General features: G+C 40.9%; 19 protein-coding genes and 1 riboswitch. Of the genes, 7 read left to right on the forward strand and 12 right to left on the reverse strand.

Features of this window, described 5'->3' with window-relative positions; all coding sequences use genetic code 11:
* Positions 1–9: 9 nt before the first annotated feature.
* On the reverse strand, positions 10–2394 hold the full coding sequence (locus RMY31_RS32030) for a metallophosphoesterase (RefSeq protein ID WP_322659977.1): 2385 nt from the start codon (positions 2392–2394) through the stop codon (positions 10–12).
* 78 nt (positions 2395–2472) lie between these two features.
* Complete coding sequence (locus RMY31_RS32035; RefSeq protein WP_322659979.1) at positions 2473–3912, reverse strand: hypothetical protein; 1440 nt, start codon at positions 3910–3912, stop codon at positions 2473–2475.
* A gap of 596 nt (positions 3913–4508) precedes the next feature.
* On the opposite strand from RMY31_RS32035, the gene RMY31_RS32040 reads away from it, so the two are divergent.
* Positions 4509–4970, forward strand: coding sequence for a hypothetical protein (locus RMY31_RS32040; protein WP_322659981.1), 462 nt, complete (start codon positions 4509–4511; stop codon positions 4968–4970).
* 82 nt (positions 4971–5052) lie between these two features.
* Here RMY31_RS32040 and RMY31_RS32045 read toward each other — a convergent pair whose 3' ends face one another.
* The 4 genes from RMY31_RS32045 to RMY31_RS32060 all read right to left on the reverse strand — a co-directional run bounded on the left by RMY31_RS32045 (position 5053) and on the right by RMY31_RS32060 (position 9517).
* Positions 5053–6549 (reverse strand): carotenoid oxygenase family protein, encoded by a 1497-nt coding sequence (locus RMY31_RS32045; protein WP_322659983.1) that lies wholly within the window; start codon positions 6547–6549, stop codon positions 5053–5055.
* 112 nt (positions 6550–6661) lie between these two features.
* Positions 6662–8098, reverse strand: a complete 1437-nt coding sequence (locus RMY31_RS32050; RefSeq protein WP_322659985.1) for a folate/biopterin family MFS transporter — start codon at positions 8096–8098, stop codon at positions 6662–6664.
* 174 nt (positions 8099–8272) lie between these two features.
* Positions 8273–9010 carry a cobalt-precorrin-6A reductase gene (locus RMY31_RS32055; protein WP_322660030.1) on the reverse strand — a complete coding sequence of 246 codons (738 nt, stop codon included), beginning with the start codon at positions 9008–9010 and terminating at the stop codon, positions 8273–8275.
* 72 nt (positions 9011–9082) lie between these two features.
* Positions 9083–9517, reverse strand: a complete 435-nt coding sequence (locus RMY31_RS32060; RefSeq protein ID WP_322659987.1) for a DUF1636 domain-containing protein — start codon at positions 9515–9517, stop codon at positions 9083–9085.
* 21 nt (positions 9518–9538) lie between these two features.
* A riboswitch (cobalamin riboswitch) is annotated at positions 9539–9718 on the reverse strand.
* A gap of 111 nt (positions 9719–9829) precedes the next feature.
* Here RMY31_RS32060 and RMY31_RS32065 point away from each other — a divergent pair.
* From RMY31_RS32065 to RMY31_RS32075, 3 genes are all read left to right on the forward strand, one after another.
* Positions 9830–10072, forward strand: a complete 243-nt coding sequence (locus tag RMY31_RS32065; RefSeq protein WP_409879024.1) for a GUN4 domain-containing protein — start codon at positions 9830–9832, stop codon at positions 10070–10072.
* A 206-nt stretch (positions 10073–10278) separates the two neighbouring features.
* Positions 10279–11346 (forward strand): DMT family transporter, encoded by a 1068-nt coding sequence (locus RMY31_RS32070; protein WP_322659988.1) that lies wholly within the window; start codon positions 10279–10281, stop codon positions 11344–11346.
* Positions 11347–11364: 18 nt separating this feature from the next.
* Positions 11365–11601: a response regulator gene (locus RMY31_RS32075; RefSeq protein WP_322660034.1), complete on the forward strand. Its 237-nt coding sequence runs from the start codon at positions 11365–11367 to the stop codon at positions 11599–11601.
* Between the two features lie 119 nt (positions 11602–11720).
* Here the strand turns inward: RMY31_RS32075 and RMY31_RS32080 are convergent, their stop codons facing one another.
* Entirely contained in the window at positions 11721–11909 is a 189-nt protein-coding gene (locus RMY31_RS32080) for a hypothetical protein (RefSeq protein WP_322659990.1), read from the reverse strand.
* A 129-nt stretch (positions 11910–12038) separates the two neighbouring features.
* On the opposite strand from RMY31_RS32080, the gene RMY31_RS32085 reads away from it, so the two are divergent.
* Both RMY31_RS32085 and RMY31_RS32090 read left to right on the forward strand, forming a co-directional pair.
* Complete coding sequence (locus tag RMY31_RS32085) at positions 12039–12419, forward strand: hypothetical protein (protein ID WP_322659992.1); 381 nt, start codon at positions 12039–12041, stop codon at positions 12417–12419.
* Between the two features lie 421 nt (positions 12420–12840).
* Positions 12841–14004 (forward strand): peptidoglycan-binding protein, encoded by a 1164-nt coding sequence (locus RMY31_RS32090; protein WP_322659994.1) that lies wholly within the window; start codon positions 12841–12843, stop codon positions 14002–14004.
* A 98-nt stretch (positions 14005–14102) separates the two neighbouring features.
* Here the strand turns inward: RMY31_RS32090 and RMY31_RS32095 are convergent, their stop codons facing one another.
* Positions 14103–14555 carry a DUF2141 domain-containing protein gene (locus tag RMY31_RS32095; protein WP_322660036.1) on the reverse strand — a complete coding sequence of 151 codons (453 nt, stop codon included), beginning with the start codon at positions 14553–14555 and terminating at the stop codon, positions 14103–14105.
* A gap of 452 nt (positions 14556–15007) precedes the next feature.
* Here RMY31_RS32095 and RMY31_RS32100 point away from each other — a divergent pair, with 452 nt between their 5' ends.
* On the forward strand, positions 15008–16423 hold the full coding sequence (locus RMY31_RS32100; protein ID WP_322659996.1) for a 1-acyl-sn-glycerol-3-phosphate acyltransferase: 1416 nt from the start codon (positions 15008–15010) through the stop codon (positions 16421–16423).
* A gap of 128 nt (positions 16424–16551) precedes the next feature.
* Here the strand turns inward: RMY31_RS32100 and RMY31_RS32105 are convergent, their stop codons facing one another.
* The 4 genes from RMY31_RS32105 to ndhL all read right to left on the reverse strand — a co-directional run bounded on the left by RMY31_RS32105 (position 16552) and on the right by ndhL (position 19017).
* Positions 16552–17202, reverse strand: a complete 651-nt coding sequence (locus RMY31_RS32105; protein WP_322659998.1) for a heterocyst differentiation related protein — start codon at positions 17200–17202, stop codon at positions 16552–16554.
* Between the two features lie 219 nt (positions 17203–17421).
* Entirely contained in the window at positions 17422–18267 is an 846-nt protein-coding gene (trpA, locus tag RMY31_RS32110; protein ID WP_322660000.1) for a tryptophan synthase subunit alpha, read from the reverse strand.
* Between the two features lie 183 nt (positions 18268–18450).
* Positions 18451–18762: a DUF3007 family protein gene (locus RMY31_RS32115; RefSeq protein WP_322660002.1), complete on the reverse strand. Its 312-nt coding sequence runs from the start codon at positions 18760–18762 to the stop codon at positions 18451–18453.
* A gap of 24 nt (positions 18763–18786) precedes the next feature.
* The gene (gene ndhL, locus RMY31_RS32120) at positions 18787–19017 is read right to left on the reverse strand and encodes an NAD(P)H-quinone oxidoreductase subunit L (RefSeq protein ID WP_322660038.1); all 231 of its coding nucleotides are present in this window, start codon (positions 19015–19017) and stop codon (positions 18787–18789) included.
* Between the last annotated feature and the right edge of the window lie 695 nt (positions 19018–19712).

Here is a 19712-nt window from a genome sequence, read left to right on the forward strand (position 1 = left end):
AAGTTTCTATTATACGGAATTATCATCTGGTATTAGTAAATTCAAAATCTGGGTAGCATTCTCTCTAGTTATGCCACTACTTGCATCAATAATATCGGATGCATTAAATGGATAAGGAATCTCCGTGCTAATTCCCCTCAATGCAACAGGAATACATCTAGCATCATTATTCCTAGCTCGTGGTCTCCAATGCCGTTCCCAGGTACTATATTCACCTTCAGTATATGGAGAACTAAATTCTCTCTCTTCAAAAAGAACAATTAGGTTTTTTGAATTTCTAAGTGCTTCATTAATTCTTTGAGTAACACTGCTAGTTTCTCCTATTCTTTGAGTAAAGACCCAAGAATTGATTGATTTACCCTCAAATTCTGCTATTTGAACTAGCATATTACTAAGATATTCTGCTTCTAGCTTCAATGTAGCAGGGAAGGAAATAAATACATTATACATATCTACCGATATTAAGAAAGGCATAACAAGTTTGAGTCTATATGTATCTACATCATAAAAAATGTTTTCTAATATTCCGTGTTTTTCAAGTAAATTAATTACACGTAACGCGGCATCTTTAATTTCAGACTTTAGTTCTCTTTTTAGTTCTGGAACTCTAATATAAATAGAATTTAATTTTTCATGAAATGACCCCTCGCGGTCAGATATACTTCTTCTCACTAATCTTTGAATATACCTAAATACTTCAGTACCACCTAGATTTTTTTCAATAGTTTTGCGAAAAATTTTTGATCTCTCTTGGATAAGACGAGAATTATTTATTGTTTGTTCAATAAGTTTTTCACTAGTTTTACGATTAATTGGTTCTGAACCAGACCAATTAAAAAATGTACTTTTAGATTCTTGCAGAAGAAGATTGCTAAATTCAAAGTATCCTCCTGCCAAGCAATTAATATGCTCACTGCTAACTGGGAGTTGATAGCAGTATTGCTCCACTAACTGATTTAGAGACGTTGGAAATGTAGTTAATTCTAAAACTTCAATACAGTGACTTTCAAAGTCAGTTGTTAAATCTCGTGGTTGAGTAATATAAACTATAGTTGAATCCCTGAAGCTAGATAAATCATAGCGTACCTGAGATAACGCCTGTACTATTTCACTATTATCAGTATTAGCTAAGGCAGAATCATACAAAACTATAACTCTCTTAATTGAACTATTGTGAATTGTATTGAAATCTTCCAATATCCTTTGAATTCTTATAAATTCCTGTTTGTATTCATTAAAATTATTTTCATATACATTTTCATTATCTATATTCCCATAACTTTTTAGTCTTCCTCCAATTACAAATAAATCTTGATTCCTAACATTAATAATTTTTTGGTAATGTTGAAAAATAGTTTCCTTTAATGAGCCAGGAAAACCTTTAACGAAAACTATTCCTGGTCTAAAACTAGGATTTTTGTCTTCTATTATCTCTAAAAATTCGGTACATAGCTCGTCAGAGTTCCAGCGATTACTACTAGTATTTAATTGAATTCTTTGATAACTATTTAAAGGTTGATTTAAGAATTCTTCTGCTTCCCAAGGTATTATATTTCCACTCTTTTGAAAACCTGTAACTTTGATATTTAAATTAGTTTGTAAATTTATCTCAATTAAATTCATTCTTAAAGGCCATATTTCCCTGTTTGCTCTAGGGCCAGTACCAATACTAATATGTCTAAATGAAAAAGGTTCAGGATTAATGCAACTAGCATTACCAGAGCCAAATAAATTAACTGTTATTTTTAGATTATTAATGAATAATTCTCGCAATCTTTGAGCGTAAGCTTGTGTTAATGACCAAGCTTGTAAAGGAATTTCAGAAGTAACCAAAATGGTAGGTGTACTGTTAGCGTATCTTAAAGAGGAAATTTGAGAATCAGCAGCTTCATAGATAGGTTTTATACGCCTTTGTGAAATTCCATCTATTTCGCCGTCACTATTATTTTGCCAGCAACAAGCACCAATGATAGTGATATCTTTTAACTCTCTGACTAAAGCTCGATCGTACTTAAATTCTTCACATCTTTGCTCGCTAATTTCTTGCTCAAAGAGATTGTCATGAAAACTCTTGAAATTAGAATAATGAGCTTCCGATATAGCTGGTTCTGCAATATCATTTTTACCAGGTACAATTACTACTCGATTAAGTCTAATATTTTGACCGTCTTTAGTAAGTAAAATCGATGCTATTCTATTGATAAATTCTCTAGCTTGTTCAAAGCTACGTGCATTACCGTCATAAGTTATATTGCCCGAAATAACAAGATAATCGCTGTTTTTCAGTTCAAAATTATTAGCAGCCTGTTGGATGTGATTAACTCGGCTATTCACATCAGTGTGCGGTAATCCAATTAGAATATCACTGATATGGATAATCTTAATTCTACTCATCGCTACTAATTTGTTAGGCTCATCCTGATAAATTTAAATTTTGTTTTAAGTAAGTTTTATATCTAAAAAATATAAAAACTATACTTTTCGTGGTGGTGGTGGCGAAAATGGACATCTTTCGGCAAAGATGCCTGTTCTCTCTTGAACTTGTTTAAATCTACTTTGTGTAATCTTGCCTGTGGCGATCAGTATTTGGCTATCCAAAGAAGAAGCTGATTTAAAATATGTAGATAATGGAGTATCTTCGAGTTGTTTGCTTATACCTCGAACTTCAGCTAAAGTCTTCATAGAATCTTTGTGCCATGCAGAGTCTTTCATTTGTTGAGCTTTAACTATTGCATCCGGTGAGCCTGTGAGGGATCTAACTGAATTACCTCCTAACTCATTACGGGGTAAATGAATGTGTGTATCACGCCACTGAAATATAAATGTACGTAGTTTTAGACATTCGTTTAAAAGCAGATATACTACCCAAGAACGAGAATCGTGAAAACGTGTACGATTAACTTGATGAATTGCTTCCTTCAGTGCGTTTTCGCGCTCTTCTTGGTTTGGGAAATCAGTAATTTGAATACTCAGAGCTTTCCACAACTGTTCATAAAGTTCTTTAAACATGTGGTAACGTAGTGACACTGAATGGCTACCACTAGTTAAACCAAGATTTTCGCGAATTTGGTGATAATCAGAAGTAACGAGATTGTCTACCATAGGTGACAAAGCAGCAAAAATCCCTTCGCATAGAAGATTTGCCAAGCTTAACAGTTCAACTGCTTGTGGTAAGCGATTTGATCGGATGCTACGTATGGCTGCTTCTATGTGGTCATTGACTTCTTCCCCTAGAATTTCAGGAACTTGATGAAGTCCCCGAAACTGAGTAAAAAAAGTATCACCTTTGAGAACGATATCATAAACAGCACGTCGTATATCGTCTGCTGCGATAAATACTTCGTATGAAGGAATCTGTGTAGATATACTAACTGCTCCTAAGTTGCGCTCCCACAATGTTGCTTCATGGTTACAAATTCGAGTCAGGTGCAACAGACGCAACTCAGGGATGTCCAAACTGTGATTTGCCAAACATGATTCTATTTGCAGGTTACCAATCTCTATTTGGTGAAGTACGTTGCGATCGAATTCTTTAAGAGTATTAATGTATTCACTAAAAGCAGGAGATTTATGTATGCATAACGTGCTTTGCACAGAATCTTCTTCAAATACATTAGGTAATTTATGTGGAAATGTACTTATGCAAGATAGTAACTTATGAAATCCTAGTGCCCATGACATTTTCACCATTGCAGAATTTATCATCCCAAATTTGATATCTGTGGAAGCACGTTTAGTAAGGTCAACTAAGTTTAATATGGTAATTTCTGCTGCTTGAAAGATTGCTCGTGCTGTACTTTCTGGTGAGGCTTTTAATAAGGGATATCTCTCTCGAGATTCTTGCAGTATGTGAAGACTTTGTAATTCTGTATAATTTTGTGCAATTATTCCAAGCTCATTTTTTAATTTCATTTTAATTAGCTCCTAAAACATAATTCGTAAAACCGAGAAATATATATAATAAAATCAAAAAAATAAACTCGATAGAATCAATAACATAACGTTATTAAAGAATGGATAATATTTTCGCTATAACTACATTGAACGTTTATTATATTCCAGTTTTTTTATTGCTATCAGGTTCATTCAAAAAATGTTCATGATATTTTGATGATTTGTTAACTTAAAAAATAATAGTAAAAATACTTAATTGAATAAAATTGTCTTTTGATTTTTTTTAAGACTAAGTGGCAAAATTAACATACTAATAACTTTAAATGTATAAATTAGTCTTTTTTTTAGCCTAAGCGATCGCTTAAACTAACCATTTAATAGCACATATGTACTAAAACATCCCTATTTATGGTTATAACTATTTTTTAAGCTTGCATTAAGAAACAGCCACATTGCGAGGTAACAGGATTCGCAATCACTATCTGACTAGAGGTGGCTATCAATTAACTGGGTACTGAAATCGTTTGTTATGAGCCTATCCCACTTACGACTGGATATACAATGATGGGTACAATAACTTTAGTACATGGGTCGAACGAGCAGCTAACAAATAAGTGAGTAACGCAGATCAACAGCCACAAACTATAAAACTCACGCCTGAGTCTAACTCAGTGCAGAGTTATCTAAACATTTTGCAGGGGATTATCAGCAGAATGGCAAATAACAGTGCCAACTGCAAAACTTGGTGTATTTCTTTGGTATCGGCAATTTTGGTAGTAATTGCGGACAAAAACAAACCGAATTACGCTTGGATAGCGCTGATACCTATAGTTCTTTTCTTTTTACTTGATTCTTACTATTTAGCTCAAGAACGAAGTTTTCGAGCTATCTACAATAACTTTATTAAAGAGTTAAACTCTGGTAATGCCACTTTTGATAATTTATTTGTTTTAGCACCGATGAGAGGCTTTAATGTAGTCAAATCTTTATTTGAATCTAGCCTTTCCTTCGCTGTTTATCCGTTTTATCTGACACTGATTGTGACCTTGATAATCGCAAGATATTTGATTCTTTAACATCAAGGTCACTTTTGTGCAATTTATAAATCTGGAGACGAGTCTTAAATTGTACTTTGAAAGCTGACAGGGGGTTAGTTAATTAAGTTGGTACAAATACTTCAGAAGTAAAGCTACCGTGTAAACCATAGGGTATATGATGCTTGAGATGCAAGCGAGCGATCGCTCCTTTGGAGAAATCACTGCCATCTAAAATTACCAAATCTGAACGGTGAAAAGCAGCATCATAAACTAAAGCCAGTACCCAACCATCATCTTCTCTGTGTGAACCTGGGCGTGGTACAAAAATCGGTTCACCTATAAAACCACGAGGTGCAGCACTCCAAAGTTGTCTTTCCCCAGACTCTAAATCTATTTTTAGTAAGGCTTGTAAGGGAGCATTACCAATCTCTGCATGAGCAGCACCTATGTAAAAATATTGATAAGGTCGTCCGACATTAGCCGGATTGATACTGGGAAATTCACAGCAACGGCTTTCAATTAACTTACGTTGCACATTGCCATTCTGGAGGTTGAGATGAAATCGCCAGAGGTGACCGGGGGCATTTGCCTCAAAATTAACTTGCCGAAAATCGCTTTCTGGTTCTACTCCGGGTAAAGATTCGTAACAAATAGAGTCAATAACAATTTCGTTCTCCACCTCAAAAGCATTGATGTGGTGGAAGACAAAACCAGATTGAGTTTCTAGAATTTTTACTCCTTGCCCTGGTTGAGGGAAGCGAGGAATAACTATGATGCGAGTAGGTTGATGCGGCTGAAACTCAATACATTCGCCCGCTGCACGTATTCCCAAAGCGAAAGGTATGGGATTGAAGTTGACGGGATTTTGGAAGAAGATGCAGTAATTAGGAGTGATAACAAAATCGTGGATAAAACAGAAACCTGGAACGCTGTGAGCGTGCTTTCTAACAATTTCACCTGCAAGGTTTAGCTCGAAAATATTAATTGTGGTGGAGAGTCCTGGCTGAATAGAAAAGTTTACTAGACAAGATTCACCTCCATAGCGATCGCAACTAGGGTCAAAGCGAGGATGGGCGCTAAAAGCTTCACCTGCTGACAAAACACCATTAAAATATTCTTTCCCTAAAGTTTCTAAAGTGTAGGGATCGAGGCGATAGGGTTCAGCAGCTTCCCATAGTGCCAAGAGTTTATCACCCCAGTAAATAACGTTGGTGTTGGCAATATGTTTGATTTTGAAGTCAAAGATATTAGCTAGCCAGCCACCAGGTTTTTGAGTGCCAAAAACACCGCGATAAAGAATTTTTCCGGCTTGTTGTTCTGCTAAATAGCCTTCTGTACGGACAAAGCGGTTGCGGAAATGGGCACGACCATTAGCAAAGCTGATGCGGCTAATCATGCCATCGCCATCAAATGGGTGATGAATGCGTTGTCCGTTTATATCCAGCAAACCGGGACCGTTTCTAAACAGCGTACCTTGGAGTTCTGGAGGAATTTTTCCTTCTATATCATCAATCCAATAATCAAATTCTTGGGTAAGGGATTGATATCCTCCTTGCCAGTCTGCACGAGTGTAGGATTTTTCTAAAACAGCACTTTCTGAAATTTTTGAACTCTGCATATGGTTTATATTTGTTTTTCTACTTTAGATTGTGAAATAGTTTTACCCCTATCTCCTAGTAACAGAGGAGTTAGAGGAGGGTCAAAACAGTATTTGTCGAAATTATGTTTTGTTACTCAACTACTTCTGATTCTGGTTCTCGCAGCATCAACTCAGACATTAAATCAGGTACAAATGGCTGTTCTCCATTTGCTGCTAAGGCTGGTTGTGATGTTGGTATCTCTGTTTGCGAGTTGCCATCTGGTAGCCAGTTGAGGAATGGTAGTGGTAACAAGGTGCTGAGGTTAGTAATTATTACCAATAGCCAAAGTAACTCAAAGTTTGTTTCAGTAATTCCTAGCCAATGCATCATCAAGGCTCCAAATTCGTAGCCAACCATGCCGCCTAAGTTCGATACTGACATCAACAAGGCAAATAATGTCGCCTCCACTCCCGCAGGACAAAGTCTTGCTGCTAATACCAATATTGGCATATAAGCTATTTGCCCCATCACTGTGAGTACGAGACTGTCACCCAAACTGAACCAATGGTCATCTATACCTAGAACTCGGTTGGTGTGAGTTACTAGCAGTAACATTGTCATTCCCAAAACTGCTGAGATGACGGTACTCCAACCAAAAATCACGCGAAAGGAAACGCTTTTGAGGAATCGTTGAAAAATCCAAACACCAATTAAAGAAGCAGCACTTGTGACTAGCCGTACCCGCCCCAAAAATTCTGGTTGAAAGTGAAGTTCGTTAGTGGTAAAGAAGAAAAAGGCTGAGTCGGCGGTTGGAGTCGCTTGCAAAATGAAGATAAATGCGGTGGGTAACCAAATTGTTTTTTGGGAGATGGCCTGGCGTAGTTGCCCTAATTGATGCTTAATGCTGATGAAGTTAGTGTTATTACTTTCGTTAGCATCTTTGCTAATGGGAGACTCGGAAATCAACCAAGCGATCGCACAGATAATGAGGGGAAATAAAGCAGTAATCCAAAATATAGTGCGGGTAGTGAAATGTTCTAGAAGCATTCCACTCAAGTAGGCGGTAATTAAACCTCCCAATGCCGAAGTACCCCAGCACAGAGATTGAAGCGAACCAGCCTCCGCTTGTGATTCTGCTCTTGCTCGTTCTACCACCAGCGAGTCAACTATCACATCACTGACGGCAACAGATAAAGAACCAAGAGCGATCGCTACCGTAGCCGCCCAGCTTGTGTGAACTATTGTTGCCAAACTCACCCAAGAAATAGCTCCCAGTATTCCAGATAGTACCAAGTATGGACGACGACGGTAGCCGAATATGGGTAAGCCATCGGAGATAAAGCCAAACACCGGCTTGATAATCCAAGGGAGGGCGACAACTCCAAATAGTGCTGATACCTGAGCTGGACTTAGTAGGAGCTCGTCTTTGAGGAAAAAGGTGACGGCTAAACGCGCCAACCCTAAAATTCCTTGGACAAAGTAGACGGTAAGAATGGCGATTAACTCGGTACTGGGTTGATGACCGAAGAAAATTTTTGCTTTTACTGAGTCTCTTACTTTGGACAAGCCAGAGGAGTCAATCAGCATTTGATAAATATTCTTTAAGTTTTATCTACTTATCTATCATATCGATTTCTAGCGACCAAAGTTGTAGAGAGAGTTAGGAATTGGGAGTACAGACGCGATTAATCGTGTCTGTACAAGAGTTAGGAATTGGGAGTTATTATTTTCCCCATACCTCTCTGCCTTTTCACACTAGCTTTACAACTTGTCACAAAGCCATGCTAAAGCACCATCAACATCCGCGACTTGTTCCCCTGCTGGTATAGCTGGACGATTTACCATCACAACCTTGAGTCCCAGTTCCCGCGCTGCAATAATTTTGGCGTAGGTTGCATCACCACCACTGTTTTTACTGACGATGGTATCGATATCGTAGTGAGTGAGGATTTCTCTTTCGTTTTGCAGGGCAAAAGGCCCGCGATCGCACAGCACTATTCCTGGTGGCACCACAGCATCAGCAGTAGGAGGATCGATCGTCCGCATGAGAAACCAAATTTCCTTCAAATAAGCGAAGGCGGCTAGTTCTTGTCTGCCAACGGTTAAAAATACCCGCTGCGCCTGATTTTTGAGGGCAAAGGCAGCAGCGTTAATATTGTCAACTTCAATCCAGCGATCGCCACTCACCTTCTGCCACACAGGGCGAATCATCATTAGACGTGGTATATCCACTTCGGTTGCAGCGACCGCCGCATTGAAGGAAATTTGAGCAGCAAAGGGATGGGTAGCATCAATGAGCAAGTCGATATGCATCTGACGCAGATAGTCAGCCAATCCAGTAGCACCGCCGAAGCCTCCAATGCGGACATTGCCAATTGGGGTTGATGGTTCGCGAGTGCGACCGGCTAGGGATGCGATCGCTTCAATTCCTGGGATAGTCGCAACTCTAGCAACTAATTCGGCAGCATCTCCGGTTCCACCCAAAATCAAAACGCGCATCATAGCTTTCTCTGCGTTTTCTGCCATTGGAGAAACTTTCTATACCCAGGATAAAAGCTGAAATTCAATATTTCATCCTTCCACCTTCGTGCTTCTTACTAACGGTGGAATCTTTGCCAAAATCCCCTTTTTCAGCGGTTCCGGTCGCTCTAACCAAGGTAGTAGACCATCAGACTTGGCATAGTATTGACTAGCACATTCCAGAACAGCAGATGCACTTCCATCAGTGGCTAAATCACCAAACAGATATGTTAACTTGCCTTGAGCAGCAAAGGCGACGACACAAGAACGATTACAAGCACTCATGCATTCCACTTCTTGGATAGGGAATTCCTTTCGTAAATTCCAATTTTGTGCAAGCTGCTGGAGATGCTGTAGAAGTTTTTGACCCCCACTCTCACCTTGACGTTTTCCGTCTTGCCAAACACTGGCACAGGTTGTACATACAAATAAGGTGTGAGGGATACCAGAGGGGTTAGTACTAGAAATATTTGCAGTGGTAGTCATCTGTACCTCGCAGATGTGTAGGACTGATAAGTATACTTCGGCGGGCATCCTGACTTAAAAAGTTAAAAAGAAAAAGTGAATTTTAGTCTTTTGCCTTTTGCCTTTCCTTCACAGTTGCGGGACAGTGCCGGATTTACACCGAACTTTCCCCGTTACCTCTGGTGGCTGACACCCACCAGAACCGAATTGCCCATCCATCATACCACCAGTGTCCACAATGGAAACAACCCATGATACACGCTTGCAACGTCAGGGACTTCCAAAAAATAAATTATTCTAGAAAAAACAAAGGTTGCTGCTACCGAAACTTGTATCGATTTTGGCAATCGCGTCGGATGGCGGTTAAAAGACTCTTGGGTTGATTATAGTAACCTCATCTGGGATGATGGCGCACCTATAGGACATTTACCTTTTTTTGGTTTTTTTGAGCAGGTTTGGCGAGTCAAAGTATTAGGCGTTTGGGAATGGCATAGTGCGATCGCTACAGCTTCTTGGTGGCAATTATGCGTAGGTCTTTTTTCTCGCCTAGAAACTTGTCAAATTGGGGACTGGTGACTGGGGACTGGGGATAAGGGAGATGATGGAGACAAGGGAGAAATAATAACTACTTCTTCCTCCTGCCTTCTGCCTTCTGCTCCCCCTTCTCTCTTACCCCGTTTCCTCCTTAAGACTGAGTATTCTTTCCTTTACAAAAAGACACAATTCGGTAGAATTAGTTAAAGCAATCTCTGCCCTTGTTGAACAAAGGCATCAGCAAATCCATGCAGCTGAAACTCAGTTCTATTCGATTTCCCTTCGCCCCCTTACTGCTAATCGCTCCCTTTTTCCTGTGGGGTACAGCGATGGTGGCAATGAAAGGAGTGATACCTCACACCACACCACTTTTCATGGCAGGTGTGCGTTTGCTGCCAGCTGGGATATTAATTCTGATCGCAGCAGCACTCATGGGTAGACCCCAACCCAAAGGTTGGGCAGCATGGTTGTGGATTGCCTTATTTGCCTTGGTAGATGGCACGCTGTTTCAAGGCTTTTTGGCAGAGGGGTTAGTCAGAACTAGTGCAGGGTTAGGGTCTGTGATGATTGACTCGCAACCCTTGGCTGTTGCTTTGCTGTCGTTGTGGCTATTCCAGGAACACATTGGTTTTTGGGGATGGCTGGGGCTAGGATTGGGAGTCACGGGCATTAGTTTAATCGGTTTGCCGGATGAGTGGATTTTCCATTTTTTTGACTCAGGCGTAAATGCCACAATTGGCAATTGGCAAAGTCTTTTTGCCAGTGGCGAGTGGTTAATGCTGTTAGCAGCAATGTCGATGGCAGTGGGAACAGTGTTAATTCGGTTTGTGACCCGCCATGCCGATCCGGTGACAGCTACGGGATGGCACATGATTTTGGGTGGATTGCCTTTATGGGGAATTTCATCAGCTGTGGAATCCCAGCAGTGGCAGAATCTTTTAGGTTCTGATTGGGTGGCTTTGAGTTATGCGACAGTATTTGGCAGTGCGATCGCTTATGGGTTATTTTTCTACTTTGCCTCTAGTGGCAATCTGACTAGTCTCAGTTCTCTCACCTTCCTTACTCCAGTTTTTGCTTTGCTATTTGGCAATCTCTTTCTCTCAGAAGTCCTCAGTCCATTGCAATGGGCGGGAGTTGGTTTGACTTTAATCAGTATTTATCTCATCAACCAGCGCGATACCTTGGCAGGACAAAAAAACATAGTGACTATCGAGGACAAAACTACTACACAGCCACAACTTTTAGAAGCATCTGCTAAGAAGTTGAACCCTGTAACCCTATCGATAAGAGAATCTGAGCCAGAAATTTTACCTTAACCAGTTTGTGATGTTGTAATCAGCGACATTGGTATGCCAGATAAGGACGGTTATTCACTAATTCGCTTTATTAGAAACCAAGAAGCAAAACAAGGAGGGTTCCTTCCAGTCATTGCTCTTACGAGTTATGTGCATTCAGAAGACAGTACCAAAGCTTTAAATGCTGGGTTTCAGGAGTTTATTCATAAGCCTTTTGATCCTAATGAGCTAGTTGCAACAGTTGCCAAGCTTGCACAACGAACTTTATTAAAATAAGTTCAGCTTCTGAATTACTCTGAGTTGTGTGTGATTTCAACTCCTAATGTTCGCTAAGAGTTTTTTATTAACTGTAATTTTATAACTATTACTTGAAGTATTTTTTGAAAAACTTCAGGCTACTTTTGCTTATCCTTATCTAATGCCTCTTGAATTGCACGCCTACAGAATTCAGGAGGATCATCTTTAGCTTTCACCTCTTCTTTCATTTCTTTAGTGACTCTAAAGCTTAGTTGATCGGTTAATGGTTCTTCTGCTTTTCTCTTTCCTGGTTCTAAGTTTTCAGGTGTTCCCTTTGGATTAGGCATTTATGTAGAAACGTAAATATAGCTTGAATCGAACGAAACCAATCGAATAGACTTTTTGTCAGTGGGTAAACAAGTTTCTTAGGCTAAATACCCACTGATAACCACTTTTGAAAATGGCAATTCTATTCTATGTTTTCACGGTCAGAACTTGAACTGTTGACTTTACAACAGTTGAAAATTCTTTGCTTTAGGTATGGGTTAGGTGCTTCTGGTAATCCAGCGGTCAAAACAAGTTACATTACAACTCTTAGAGCGTTTCCTGCCTTAGCTATCCAGCAGCTACAAGAAGGAAGGGGACTAAAACTTCCTACGTTCAGCAGTCTCCAGAATATCGGTCAGGCACTTGATGAGATGGGAACACTTACGCCGCAACAGTCAGCACTCATCAAAATTTCGCTTGAAGGTAGAAGGATGGAAGTACCAGCTAGGTACGACCAAGAAAGATTCTTAGCTTTGTATAAAGCTAAGAATTACCTAGAACAAGCGATAGATAACCTGGGAATGCAGTAAATAGCAGATTTAGTTGAATAACAAGCAAGGAGGGGATATTCCCTCCTTTTTTTGTATCTTATAGTTATTAAGTACTTGAAGTATTAGTTAGAGTATTACTTAGAGTAATGTAAATGATGCTAGGAGATGAGAGAATGCATTCTATGGATAATAAGTGAAAGCTCAATATAAAAATCTAAATAGTAAATCAATTTTTAAATTAGCTAAATAATAAAGAATGAGCATTAGTTAAGCATGTATACTGAGTATTTAAAATGCACGCTTTAATACTTAATTTAAACAATAAATTACCTGGAATAATTCATTTGAGCATTAAACGAGCATTTAAAGGAGGTAAAAAGCTGAAAATATTGATTTTGCGTTTATTTTCTCATTCTGGTATCCATGACTTCAAAAGCACGTTCAGACTGCAACTTCCAATATGAGGCTATGTAATTCCTCAATCTTGATATTTATCTGTTTTACTTGCCTGGGTTTCTACCCAAATCGTGCAAGCACTACAACACTTAACCTAGCGTCAATAGAACTTGCACAAGCTAGTTCTACAGTACCTGCTAAGCAAGCTGTTCTTAGACCCGGTAGTCAAGGGTCGGATGTGCAGCAACTGCAAACCCAATTGAAGAAGTTAGGATATTACAAGAGCTTGGTAAATGGATACTACAGCCCAAACACGCAAATTGCTGTAGCTAAATTTCAGAAAGCACAACGTTTAAAAAGAGCAGATGGTATAGCCGATTTGGCAACTAGATGGAATCTGCAAGCAGCTTTGGTAGCAAAAGCTCAGTTGGCCGCCTCTCCTATAGTGCCCTCTTTTACTCCCACATCCCAACCAACTGTCAAGCCCAAGCAAACCCAAAGAGGTTTTATTTGGTGGTCACTACTTGGCCTTGGAATTTTAGGAAGTATAGGCGCAATCATTTTTTTAATGAGATGGTTTCGTCAGTTAAAACGATCGCAAAATTCCCAAACTTCAGAACTAAAAGTTTTCAGTCCAATTAAAGAAGAACCAGTTAAGCCGCCGTTGTCATTAGACACAACACCAAAACAACAGGAAAATCCTGCATCTGTGACTAGTCCACAAACAGAAACAGCATCAATTACCACAGCAGTGCTGCCACCAGAAAAAACTTCTCGTCTGCCTAAAGTCAATATTGTTGACGAATTGATGAAAGACTTACACAGTACAGAACCAAAGAAGCGGCGCAAGGCTATTTGGAATTTGGGTCAGCAGGGAGATTCACGGGCAATTCAGCCATTAGTAGATTTGATGATTGATGCAGATTCTCAAGAACGCAGCTTAATTTTGGCAGCTTTGGCAGAAATTAGCACCCGTACGCTCAAACCACTAAATCGTGCTTTAGCAATCTCGATGCAAGATGAAAGTCCGCAAGTACGGCAAAATGCCATCCGCGATCTGACTCGTGTTTATGACATGATGAGCCAAATGAGCCAAATGTTAAGCCACGCGCTGGAAGACTCTGATGCTGAAGTGCAGTCAACAGCAAGGTATGCTCTGACTCAGATGAATAAATTGCGTGGCTTACCAACTCAACAAAGTCTACCAGAAGATACTCATAGAGAGTAGGGGACTAGGGGACTAGGGGAGCAGGGGAACAGAGGGGACAAGGGGGACAAGGAGGACAAAGAAAATAATTCCTGCCTTCTGCCTTCTGCCTCAGCACTCTAGAAATATTTCAACTGGATTTGGATATTGGTGTTTGGGCCAGCTATTAAAAAAGCTGCATCACCAAACTTGGGGGCACTGGTGCGAACTTCTGGGTTTCTGGAAAACCCAAACCCTTCAGTGGGCATACCTAAGTTGTTACGATTGAGGGTGAGGTCATTATTTCGATCGTGGATGACGGCGACGGCATAATTACCAGCTTTCAAGTTATTAAAGCTAACTTTCACAGGAGTTTCGGTAATCTTGGTACACTGTTTTTGGACGATGCGATCGCGGTTACTTGGAAATCCTTGGCTGCTAGCAAATATGCTGACGCAGACTTGCCCTTGTTTGTTTTTCACTCCATCAATTTCCACGCTGAGGTTGCCGTTTAAACTTGCTCTAACGCTGGATGACCATGTTAATCCCATCACTGCAAGCAGCAGCCCGCTAACTCTCAATCCTCTGACCATAAAATTTTCACTTTGATTGCGATCGCTCAAACTTATCTTGACATTATCATGACATTCCTATTCAGGAAGATTTGTTATTAACCCGCTAATCAATTTAAATCGATCTGGGGTCAGGTTGCCGGGGTAAGCTTTACTCATGTCTCTCAAGGGTGCTGTATATAAGTATTTACAGGTTATGCCCTAAGAGCTTTTTTACTGCCTCACCGACTTTTCAAACATCCTCTTAGCTCGACTTTATCCATTTAGAATAATAAAATAACAGGTATAGGGTTACTCATAGGAGTTTTGACTAGAGCGATCGCGTGGTTTCTTTTTTGGTTCTACTCCCAACTTACAAGTAAGGTGACCTGCCATGAACGATTGTCATATGCTAGGGGGTATAAAGACCTTAACTTAACTATATTGATTACCCCATATTGTACAATCGCTAGAACAACAATCTGGAGAGCGACTTGCCTAGATTGATTAATTCTACTCAACCACCACTGAAATTTATTCCCCAAAGTTTTAACCCGCTTGTACTCCAGATTCTCCGTTGGTTGCTGCCAATGATACTGCGGTATCGGACTCGACCCTGGTTACCTGCTGGTATTGTCCATATTGAAGCGAAAAATACCAAAGTATTAGCCGGACTCTATCAACAATTTCAGGCTGGTAAAATTCGCTTTTTGATAGCATTTCGTCATCCAGAGGTAGAAGATCCCCTCTGTATGCTGTATCTGCTTTCCCGTATTGTGCCAAAAGTTGCGCGTCAGCAAAACATTCCATTGCAAAACCCAATTCACAGCTACTTTCTGTATGACCGAGGTATGACAGTGTGGGCTGGCAATTGGCTAGGTTGGTTGTTTTCTCAAGTAGGGGGTGTGCCGGTTCGTCGCGGTAGGCGACTAGATAGGCAAGCTATCCAAACAGCACGGGAATTATTTGCTAATGGTCGATTACCGATCGCAGTTGCTCCTGAAGGAGGTACTAATGGTCATAGTAGTATTGTTAGCCCCTTGGAACCTGGTGTTGCCCAAATGGGGTTCTGGTGTGTCGAAGACTTACAAAAAGCTAACCGTTCTGAGACTGTTTTGATTGTGCCCATCGCCATCCAATATCGCTACATTAAGCCACCGTGGTCAAAATTGGATTGGCTTTTGAGTAAACTTGAAGCAGATAGCGGTTTGCCAGTGCTGCCAATCAGTCACTCTGCGATTCACAGCCAAGAGGAAATTTACCATCAACGCCTCTGTCGGCTAGCTGAATATTTGATTGCCGAGATGGAAGAGTTTTATCGCCGCTTTTATCATCAAGACATTCCAAAAAGCATTTCCATCGAATCTGCCACTTCCAATCAAGACTTGATTCCCAGACTCCATCGGTTACTGGATAAAGCTTTACAAGTTGCCGAGCAATATTTTGGATTCCAATCAAAGGGAAATTTCATTGACCGCTGTCGCCGTTTGGAAGAAGCAGGCTGGAATTACATCTACCGAGAAGATTTGCCAGACATCAATACTTTACCACCCTTCAAACGCGGATTAGCAGACTGGGTTGCTCAAGAAGCAGACTTGCGGATGCTGCATATGCGACTGGTAGAAAGTTTTGTGGCAGTCACTACCAACTATATTGAGGAACAGCCTACCACTGAAAGGTTTGCCGAAACAGCTTTGCTCATCTTTGATATGCTTTCCCGAATTAAAGATACAAAACTTCCAGGACGACCCAGTTTAGGTTGGAAAAAGGCACAAATAACCGTAGGCGAGCCAATCACAGTCACTGAACGCTGGGTCAGTTCTCAGGCTGATAAGCAAGCAGCTAGACAAGCTGTTACCGATTTGACCAAGGATTTACAGGTGGCGTTAGAGAAGTTGATTGCTCATTAGTTTGCGCCGTTCTCCTGTAACATGTCTACAAATAGTCAACAAAAAGGGTAAGGGAATGGGGAGATAGGAGAAAAACTTCTAACAAGTTCTCCTCTGCTCCTCTACCCCTCTACTGCTCCGCCTTCTACTTAGTGCATCTCGTCGTATTCTGGGGCTTCAACTTGCCTTGCTTCTAGCCGAGAAGGGGGCAGAAACTCAGCGCGACGTAAAGGCATCAAGGGTTGCGTAGACCCCTGATAAGGGTGAATTACTTGTACTGTACGGGTAGGACGCGACCGTGGTGAGAATAAAGCCAATACTCCAGCAACGACAACGCCACCACCGATAGTTAAAGTTGCGCCTCCTACTGCCCAAACGATAGGTGAAGACCACCAACGGTTTTCAGGTTGCAACACTGCTGCTGCTGCTTTTTGGCTGTTTTGTTGGGCTAATTGCTGCTGTTGGTTATTGTAGTTTTGTAATTGGAACTGGAATTGTTGGTTTTGCATTCTCAACTGTTCGTTGTCAGTTTTTAAACGCTCCAACTGCATGTTTAGCCGTTCCGTTTCTACTCGCTGTTCGGGGTTAGGAGTAACAGGCGGTACTGGATTAGGATAAGGTTGTCCATAAGTGTAAGGAGGATACACTTGCGGCATTCCTTGGGGCGCTACTACTGTACCGGGCATTTGCGGAGTAACAGCGAAGTTGGGTTGTAAGGGACTATTTGTGCCCTTGAGTAATACTAGAGCCGCCAGCCCAGCCACAGCGACCCCACCGATAAACGCCATACTCTCACTCATCGCCTTTATCCCTCAACTGCGACGGAACTATGAATATTTGTAACTGACTCACTCTCACACTCATCCTTTTTCGCTGACTTGACTTCACATAATACTCAAACTATAAGCGACTGTATCAGCTAGTTTTTTACAAGCTGCTATCTGCTGTTAATATTCAAGACTATATCCGTCAAATTGTCCACCAACTGAGAGTAAAAAAGCTACTCTAATTATACTTTTTTAATCTATTTTATCTTGTTCATCAAGATGAGTATTTGTGCTGTAGTCAGTTGTCGCGATCGCAGCTTTAAGACTTTGACAAAACTCAGCGATCGCACTTAGTCCTTGCTCAGGTGTTCCTTCTGCTAGACGTTTTACAAAAGCGCTACCCACAATTGCTGCATCCGCACCCCATTTTCTAACCTGACGAGCGTGTGATACTTGGGAAATGCCAAAGCCGACTCCAATAGGTTTACCAGTAACATCACGAATTTGCTTAAGTAGATCTGATACCCGTGTCTCGACTTCAGTTCGTATACCCGTGACACCAGTAACGCTAACCAAATAGATAAATCCTTGGGAAGAACGAGCGATCGCTTCTATTCTTTGAGTAGAACTGGTGGGAGCTATCAGCAAAATTAAGTCAATTCCCATTTTACTGGCTGGTTCGAGCAGACCAGGGGCTTCCTCTAAGGGTAAGTCAGGTACTACCAATCCTGCTACCCCAGCAGCCGCAATTTGTTGGAGAAACTTATCAATTCCGCGGTGCAAAATAAGATTGTAGTAGATAAGTAGAACGATGGGCGATCGCAAACTGGGAGTAGTTACTTGCAGCATTTCCAGCACCCGATCCAAATTTATTCCTCGTTCTAAGGCGCGGGTAGCTGCTGCTTGAATCACTGGGCCATCCGCCAGAGGGTCAGAGTAAGGAACGCCCAGCTCTATAATGTCAGCTCCATTGCGATCTAAAGTCTGTAAGGCTGCTGCTGTTGTTGCTAAATCTGGATCGCCAGCAGTAATAAAAGGAATCAGAGCGCATTCTTGATTCCGTCCTAATTTTTCAAAGCAATCGGAAATGGCAGTCATTAGTCAAGTGTCAGTGGTCAGTGGTCAGTGGTCAGTGGTCAGTGGTCAGTGGTTAATAGTAAGGTGTTCTTATCTAAATTGAATCAAACTCTTGTATGGTAAGCATCTTGCTTACCCTATTTATGCAATTTAAATATGGAACAGCTTAACAAACAACTGACAACTGACAACTAACAACTAACTTTACACCTGAGTTTGTTTTTCTTGCTCTATTTCAGCTTGAATTTTCGCCAGTTCTTCGGGAGTCAGTTCTTCTAGGCGCTTTTGGAAAAACGCTTGCTCGTAATCTTCCCGCTGTTGATGGTAGGTCATTTTTTTTTCCACCGCACGGAAGGCATAGGTGAACAACCAGCCAATCAATCCACAGACTAGCAAGACTTGGCTCCATATACCAGCTTGTTGACTATCTAAACCAACTAGCTGTAATCCTATATATGCTAAGCCGCCAGCAATAAAAACGCCTAAGCCGATTCCAATAGCGTCAATGCGTCGCATGAGAGTTATGACCTACCAATCTAGTTAAACTTCAATTTTTCGCCGCTGTGGTCGAAAATTCAAAAATGGCGATAGAACTAACAAACCTGGAAAGAAGAAGAACACCAGAAAGTACATAAACGTGCGCTCTACAGAGCTAGCTACATACCAGCGTTGCTTGAGGTAAAACAGCACACCAACTGGGATTATCAACAGGTAAGCCCCAGCCAAAAGCAGATACAGCAGGGCGACAATCATGGATTCTTGCTCTAACATAGGTAAAACTATTCGGTGCATCTGTTTTCCATCATAGGCTGAACGTCCAGACTCAGGAAAGTATAGCTACTACGTTTTTAACTTTTATGTCTGGAGAAAAACTCCGATGATGCTACAATAGCAAAGCCAGTAACCAATAAATCCTCTTGTCAACCAAGATTGAAAATACTCATCTAAATATTGATTGTGAGAAAACAAAGCAGACTCCAAAGCCGGAAAGCGATGTCGTGCGACAAGCCGCTTCGCGTCTACGCACAATGTGAAAAAGTTTTTTCAAAACAGTTGGACAAAAGACGCAATTGATGCTGGAATATATGAGGAGGTATTTGCTGCCTCCACAAAATAAGTGACTCCCAATACTAGGGGGTGTGGCGGAATGGCAGACGCTACGGACTTAGCAACTGAGCCTTGAAGGAGAAATCCCTCAAGTGAATGCTCTCAAACTCAGGGAAACCTAAATCTGATAACAGACATGGCAATCCTGAGCCAAGCCGAAAAAAGTCCTGAGTGCTGAGTAGCGAGTAGTGAGTAAATTAAAAACTCATAACTTCTAACTCATAGCTCTTAACTGTTTCGGAAGGTGCAGAGGCTCGACGGGAGCTACCCTAACGTTAAGTCGAGGGTAAAGGGAGAGTCCAATTCTTAAAGCCTAAAGTTGCGAAAGCTTACAGGCAGTAGTGAAAGCTACAGAAGAA

Origin of the sequence: Dendronalium sp. ChiSLP03b (assembly GCF_034531165.2) — a bacterium.
GTDB classification, from domain to species: Bacteria; Cyanobacteriota; Cyanobacteriia; order Cyanobacteriales; family Nostocaceae; genus Dendronalium; species Dendronalium minutum.